The sequence below is a fragment of the Halomonas sp. BC04 genome (assembly GCF_000568385.1).
The window spans coordinates 1-6,700 of sequence record NZ_AZQX01000204.1 but is presented as its reverse complement, the minus strand read 5'-3'; the positions used below and the strand labels follow the sequence as shown (position 1 = coordinate 6,700).

General features: G+C 60.0%; 8 protein-coding genes and 1 pseudogene. 6 read left to right on the top strand and 3 right to left on the bottom strand.

All coding sequences use genetic code 11. The features are described 5' to 3' along the window. Positions 1-357 (top strand): annotated as a pseudogene (locus Q427_RS36315) (hypothetical protein); the annotation flags it as partial. Further along, entirely contained in the window at positions 297-1,019 is a 723-nt protein-coding gene (locus tag Q427_RS14280; RefSeq protein WP_331280642.1) for a peroxidase family protein, read from the top strand. The pseudogene Q427_RS36315 and the gene Q427_RS14280, both read left to right, overlap by 61 nt. 160 nt (positions 1,020-1,179) lie before the next feature. Here Q427_RS14280 and Q427_RS34140 read toward each other — a convergent pair whose 3' ends face one another. Both Q427_RS34140 and Q427_RS14275 read right to left on the bottom strand, forming a co-directional pair. Continuing rightward, entirely contained in the window at positions 1,180-1,413 is a 234-nt protein-coding gene (locus tag Q427_RS34140; protein ID WP_231613705.1) for a hypothetical protein, read from the bottom strand. Further along, positions 1,413-1,910 carry an SDR family NAD(P)-dependent oxidoreductase gene (locus Q427_RS14275; protein ID WP_231613704.1) on the bottom strand — a complete coding sequence of 166 codons (498 nt, stop codon included), beginning with the start codon at positions 1,908-1,910 and terminating at the stop codon, positions 1,413-1,415. The genes Q427_RS34140 and Q427_RS14275 overlap by 1 nt, the downstream gene beginning before the upstream one ends. 155 nt (positions 1,911-2,065) lie before the next feature. Here Q427_RS14275 and Q427_RS30220 point away from each other — a divergent pair, with 155 nt between their 5' ends. From Q427_RS30220 to Q427_RS14255, 4 genes are all read left to right on the top strand, one after another. Continuing rightward, positions 2,066-2,683 carry a DUF1294 domain-containing protein gene (locus Q427_RS30220; RefSeq protein ID WP_043515035.1) on the top strand — a complete coding sequence of 206 codons (618 nt, stop codon included), beginning with the start codon at positions 2,066-2,068 and terminating at the stop codon, positions 2,681-2,683. A 473-nt stretch (positions 2,684-3,156) separates the two neighbouring features. After that, positions 3,157-4,125 carry a transcription termination factor Rho gene (gene rho / locus Q427_RS14265; protein ID WP_081786012.1) on the top strand — a complete coding sequence of 323 codons (969 nt, stop codon included), beginning with the start codon at positions 3,157-3,159 and terminating at the stop codon, positions 4,123-4,125. Beyond that, positions 4,122-4,403 (top strand): helix-turn-helix domain-containing protein, encoded by a 282-nt coding sequence (locus tag Q427_RS14260; protein WP_043515034.1) that lies wholly within the window; start codon positions 4,122-4,124, stop codon positions 4,401-4,403. The genes rho and Q427_RS14260 overlap by 4 nt, the downstream gene beginning before the upstream one ends. After that, positions 4,381-5,862, top strand: coding sequence for a GGDEF domain-containing protein (locus Q427_RS14255; RefSeq protein WP_231613706.1), 1,482 nt, complete (start codon positions 4,381-4,383; stop codon positions 5,860-5,862). Before Q427_RS14260 ends, Q427_RS14255 begins: the two co-directional genes overlap by 23 nt. A gap of 228 nt (positions 5,863-6,090) precedes the next feature. Here the strand turns inward: Q427_RS14255 and Q427_RS14250 are convergent. After that, positions 6,091-6,700, bottom strand: a 610-nt coding sequence (locus Q427_RS14250) for a transposase (RefSeq protein ID WP_231613703.1), incomplete at its 5' end; no start/stop codon positions are given.

The window sequence follows — 6,700 nt, the reverse complement described above, 5'->3', positions numbered from 1 at the left end:
CACGAGAACCCGGACGTGCTCGTCGACGAGTTCGCCCGTGCCTGGTACAAGCTGCTGCATCGCGACATGGGCCCGCGCGCCCGCTACCTCGGCCCGCAGGTGCCCGACGAGGTACTCGTCTGGCAGGACCCGGTACCCGAGCACCAGGGGCCGCTGGTCAACGAGCAGCAGATCGCCACGCTCAAGCAACAGATCGCCGATTCCGGCCTCACCGCCAGGCAGCTGGTGGGTACCGCCTGGCTTCGGCCTGCACCTACCGGCAGACCGACCACCGCGGTGGCGCCAACGGCGCACGTATCCGTCTCGACCCGCAAATCGGCTGGGACGTCAACGTGCGCGCCGGCGTGGCGGAGGTGATCGACCGGCTCGAGCAGATCAAGGACGCCTCGGACGCCAACATTTCGCTGGCGGACATGATCGTGCTGGGCGGCAGTGTCGGGGTCGAGATGGCAGCCAAGGCGGCCGGCCACGACATCACTGTGCCGTTCACCCCGGGCCGCACCGACGCGACCCAGGAGATGACCGAGGTGGATACCTTCGCCTTCCTGGAGCCGAGGCACGATGCGTTCCGCAACTACATGCAGACGCAGACCACCTCCATCCCCGCCGAGCACCTGATGATCGACCGGGCGTTCATGCTCAATCTCAGCGTACCGCAGATGACCGCGCTGCTAGGCGGCATGCGGGCCATCGGCGCCAACGTCGGCGACAGCGATGAGGGGGTCCTCACCGATCGCCCCGGCCAGCTGACCAACGATTTCTTCGTCAATCTCGTCGACATGGGCACCGTCTGGGAGCCCCTCGACGAGAGCGAGGAACGCTTCGAGGGCCGCGACCGTGCCACGGGCAAGAAGAAGTGGACCGCCACCCGCGTCGACCTCGTCTACGGCTCCAACTCCCAGCTACGTGCCATCGCGGAGGAGTACGCCGCCGATGGAGGCGAAAAGAGAATGATGGACCACTTCATCAGCGGCTGGGTCAAGGTCATGGAGAACGACCGCTTCGACCTGCACCGCTGAGGGGCAGGCCCGCAAGGGGAGGGTGACTCTCCTTGGTGAAGTGTGGTGAAACGCTCCGAAGGCCGGAAGGTATCGAACCTTCCGGCCTTCGGGTTTGCCGTCGACGCAGGATGCGTTTCTACGTTTTCGTCGCTGCGACGGGCAGCGATTCGTGGCAGTGCTACCAGGGTATCGCCTCGCCATCCCAGGCAAAATGTCTCCCCGTTTCCACGGGCGTCAATGCCTCGAGTACCTCGAAAAGCTGACGCGCCGCAAACGCCGGGGAGAAGAGTTGTTGCGACGGGACTCGCGCCTGGAAGGGGCGTGACAGCTCGGTATCGGTGGTGCCAGGGTGCAGGGTGACACAGACGCTTTGCCGGTTGAGTCGCGTCATCTCGATAGCCAGGGTGTGCATCAGCTGGTTGAGCGCCGCCTTGCTCGCACGATAGCCGTACCAGCCCCCAGCCGGTTATCCCCGATACTACCCACCCGTGCAGACAGCGAGGCGACCTTCAGCGTGTCACGCTTGGCCAGCAGCGGCTCGAGCGCCTTGAGCAGCAGCAGATGATTGATGGCATTGACCTCGAAGCCCGCCATCAGATCGTCACGGTTCAACTGCTGCAGCGACTTTTCCGGCTGCATGCCTCTTTCGCTGTCATGCAGCAGCCCTGAGGTGTTGATCACCCAGTTCAAGGGTCCTTCGAGCTTCCCGGGCAGCGCCTCGAGATCCCCATCCGATGACAGATCGACCTGCAGCAGATGCAGGCGTGGCTCTTCCCTTGCCAGTGCCTCCAAGGCCTGGGAGGGCCTGCGGTACAAGGCGTAGATACGCTTCCAGCGCGCCTCACCCAGCAGCTGACGCAGCATGGCAAGCCCGATACCGCCACTGGCACCTGCAAGCAACAGCTGCATGGCGCATCTCCTCAAGGTAGGTGCGATTTATTGTACAAATATTATACCTTGGCCGATGAAAAGCCAATGTCGCGTGCAAGCAGCGCGACGGTGGCCGGAAGTCGCTTCAGCCGCGCCGGACGTTATACTGAATCACGCTTGCCAGAGATAAACAGATGCGACATGAAGGAAAGCTCACCGACTGGAACGATGACAAGGGCTTCGGTTTTATTTCGCCATCGGCAGGCGGCCCTCGCGTATTCGTCCACATCAGCGCCTTTCCCCGCGGCAGCCGTCGGCCAAGGGTGAACGAGCCGATCACCTATGTGGGTACCCGTGACAACCAGAACAGGCCGAAGGCGCAGAAGGTGCTCTACCTGAAAACGGCAGGCCTTGCATTACTGCGTTCCAGAGGACTTGTAATGGCATGCGGAGTGGCCGCTGCGTTCTTTGTATTCCTGGCGGCCTTGAGCGCTCTGGGCATCGTCCCGGTGAAGCTCGTGGGTGCCTACGCGCTGCTGAGCGTCATCACCTTCGCCATCTACGGTGTCGACAAAGCCGCGGCAGGGAAGGGGAGAAGACGCACACCAGAAGCCACGTTACTCTTCGCAGGCATGTTAGGCGGCTGGCCAGGGGCGCTGGTGGCGCAGCAGGGGTTCCGGCACAAGACCAGGAAGCAGCCGTTCCAGGCCCTCTTCTGGTTCGCAGTGATAGCGAATTGCGCAGTACTGGCATGGCTACTCCATGCGGGTGAGGCGGCGGGGCTTCGGGCATACATGCTGGGGAGCACCTGATGATCGACCGCTTCGACCTGCATTGCTGAGCGCCAGGCCCGCGAGGGAAGGGCGATTCCCCTTGGCGAAAGGTTGGGAAATGACCTCGGAGGTTGGGCATCCAGCATTCGGGTTATTATTTCCCCCCCCATGCTTTGTTGGCGTTGCCCTGTGCGTAATGGTTGGTTACGGTAGGTAAAAGCTGCATAAGATGGCTTACGTTTCCAAGTAGTACGCAGGGACTGCCGCACTAGAGATGATGCCAATTCTCATCAATTCTGCCAGCAGGGGCGGTAGCGTGTCCTGTCCCCAATTCCTACTTCTCAATACCTGTCTTCCCTGGACACCGCAGGTGCTGCGCTTATTGCTTGAATTCAGGACAGCCAGCTGGCTGACAGGACATCCTCGATAGTTCCACGAGAGTCACGCTTCAGGTGATTTTGGGAGTTATCAGTCCATTTCGTAATTTTCTATAAGAGCGGCTAACAAGCACCATGACGAGAAAGATATTAAGTTTGAAACAGAAAAGGAATCAACACGCTAAACCAGTCGGTGAGACAACCGAAGCTGTGTCTGAGGGTGATCCACAAACGCGTTTTTTGAATGGTGTGGCCATCAATCCAACGCAGGGCATTCGCTTGGAGTTGGGTTCTGAGCAGCCCACGGTGCGCGCGATGGACTTGATCACGCCGATCGGAATGGGGCAGCGAGGCTTGATAGTTGCTCCACCGGGAGCCGGGAAATCAACGATTCTGAAACATATCTGCCAAGCTGTGGGGAAGGCGTATCCCGAGATTAAACTTTATGCCTTGTTGATAGATGAGCGACCCGAAGAGGTCACTGATTTCAAACGTAGCGTCCCGGCTGAGGTACACGCTTCGTCCTCGGATGAAAGCTATGCTCATCACGTTCGTGTTGCCGATGAGCTTCTTAATACCGCCCGTCAACAAGCTGGCGAGGGTCACAACGTCATGATTGTGATCGATTCACTCACGAGGCTTTCGCGTGTGCATAATGCGGGGCAAAAGAGCAGCGGTCGTACCATGTCGGGCGGGGTTGATGCTCGGGCGATGGAGATCCCGCGGAAACTGTTTGGCTCTGCGCGGAAAATCGAGAATGGTGGCTCGCTTACCATTTTGGCAACTGTTTTGGTTGATACCGGCAGCCGCATGGACCAGGTGATATTTGAGGAATTCAAGGGCACGGGGAATATGGAGCTGGTTTTATCAAGAGATGTTGCCAGTCAGCGAATCTTTCCCGCGCTGGACATCGCGAAAAGCAGTACGCGCCGTGAAGAGCTGCTGTTAGATCCGAAGGAGCTGGAAACAACAAGAGCGCTGCGCCGGGCGCTTACCGGTCTCAAGCCGATAGAGGCTGCTAAAAAACTGGTCGATCTGCTTGAGAAGCACCCAACAAATGCCGAGCTGCTGAATACTATACGCGGGAAAGGAAGCCAGCAGTGATAGTCCCCCAAGACGGGCACCTGCGGCTGGATCGCGAGCGCTTGAAGCAGCATCTCAAGCGGCTGGGCCTGAGCCAGCTGGCCCTGGCCGAGCACTGCTTCGACCGGCGGCTGTACGTCTCCATCGCTTCCATCAAGCGGGCCGAGAGTGGGAAGGCGTTGCTCCATCGTACCGCCCAATCGATCTGGATTTCGCCCCACCTGCACGGTGAATCCGTCGACGCTGCAAATAACTTTGTCATTCAGAAATGGGTTGATGATGAGCCAGTCACACGATGACTTGAATGGTACTGCTGATAGCTATGCGGCGCCGATTGACGTGCTTGTCGGTGGAGACGCTTGGCGTTGGTTGTTCGTAGGCGGACTGTTTCTGGCGCTGCTCTATGTGGTGATTCCATACGGGCACCTGGCCAGTGTGGTTTATGTGGTAGCCACTACGCTTGCGGCAATCGCCGTCGCTCTTGCGGTCAAGCGCCGGCAGCGGTTGTTCTGTCCGGTAGCGTGGCTCCTGATCGCGAGTGCGCTGGGGCTGGCCGCGTGTGGTCATGCCGTTTGGTACTGGTTGGATCTGCGTGGCCTGGAACCCTTTCCATCGCTTGCCGACGCTTTCTATCTCTCTGTCTATCCATTGTTCATGGCCGCACTCTGGATGATGGGGCAACGCAGCAGTCGGGGTGACGGCGCCCTCAGCGATGCACTCATTGTCGGTGTCGCGGCGGCTGTTCCGGGATGGGCGCTATTGATCGCGCCTTATATGGAGGACTCCGATCTCACCTTGCTGCAACTGCTTGTCTCGACGGCGTATCCGGTTGCGGATCTGATCCTGCTGCCGCTGATTCTGAGGCTTGTCTTTCTGCATCGCGCTAGAGTCACGGCCCATCTATTCCTGCTATGGGGCATGCTGGCCTATCTGACCGCCGACATGCTTTATGCTCACGGAAATTCGGTGGGCTGGTATGGGCCCGGTGGTATCACCGATGCTCTTTGGCTGGTGGCCTACACCTTGATCGTGGCCGCCATATGGCACCCATCAGCTTCGGTTGAGCCTCCTTCCCATATCTCTATTGCTGAATTGTCGGGTCGACGCTTCGTCGTTCTTGGTGCGGCCTCCATGCTGGCACCGGCGGTGATTCTCCTGACGGCCGGTGTTGATGTCGAGGTCGTGCGTGTGGCCGCTATCGCTTCAATCCTGCTGTTCATGCTGGTCATGCATCGCATGGCCGGACTGATGCGGGAAACCCGCCGCCAGGCCGATGAGCTGGAAAAGCTCTCGCGCACGGACCCGTTGACCGGTGCCGCCAATCGCAGGCATCTGGAAAGCGAGCTTGAACGAGAGATGTCCCGTGCCTTGCGCTCCGGCTCACCTCTGACAATGGCCTTCATGGACCTGGACTATTTCAAGCGCTTCAATGACACCTACGGGCACCCCGCAGGAGATGCCCTGCTGGAGGAGCTGGTAGGCGCATGGCGTCCTGTCCTGAGACACTCGGATCTGCTGGCTCGCATCGGTGGAGAGGAGTTCGTGGTGGTGCTCCCCGATGCAGGCATTGAGGAGGCCTGGCGGGTGGTGGAGCGTATGCGAAAACTCACACCCCGCAGGCAGACCTGTTCAGGAGGTATCACCGAATTCAGGCCCGGCGACACGGCCGAGGCGTTCCTGGCCCGAGCTGATCGTGCCATGTACGCGGCAAAGCATGGCGGCAGGGACCAGGTCGCCATCGCTGAAAAGGCGAGCTGAGAGCGGGGCAAATACAGGCAAGGCCACCTCAAAGCCCGCGAGTCAGTTCATGGCTCGCGGGCTTTCCGTTTCGGCCACCTGATTGCTTCGCTGCCAAGGCTACACTCACCTTCAACCGACTGGCCGCCCGATGGTCTGGTTGAGCCCGCTGCCGGGCAGAACCAGACGAGGCCGTGCAAAATGCCCGCCGATCATTCCACGCTCGCGATCTGTTAGCCTTGCACCCCTCTAATGGTGACTGCTCCCCGCCCTAGCGGGCGAGGCTTCCCACTTCTCAGGCAGCTGCGACGATGTGTCGGACTTACGCAAGCCTCGATGGGCAGAGACGGACAGCCCTTCCGCCTTCAAATTGATAATGCCTTGGTGCTTGATGTTCAGCGCCGCGTTGATGTCCCGGTCGTGGATCGCATGGCAGGCTGGGCACTCCCACGACCGGATGCTCAACGTCATGGCGTCCATCATCTTGTGCTGGCACACATGGCAGGTCTTGGAGCTGGCAAACCACGGGTCGATCTTGACCAAGTGTTTGCCCTGCTCCCTGGCCTTGTAATCCAGCTTGGTGATCAAGGCGTGCCAGGACGCATCGCCAATGTGCTTGGCGAGGCGGGCGTTTTTCATCATGTTGCGGACTTTCAGCGTCTCGACGATCACCGCTTGGTTGTCGTCAACGATCTGTCGAGAGAGTTTGTGCTGGAAGTCGTTGCGAGCATTCGCCAGCCGTTCGTGCGCCCTGGCCACCAGCAGCCGCGCCTTGGCGCGGCGCCGGCTGCCCTTCTGGCAGCGGGAGAGCGCCTTCTGCTTGCGACGCAGGTTGGCGGCGGCCTGGCGAAGAAAGCGC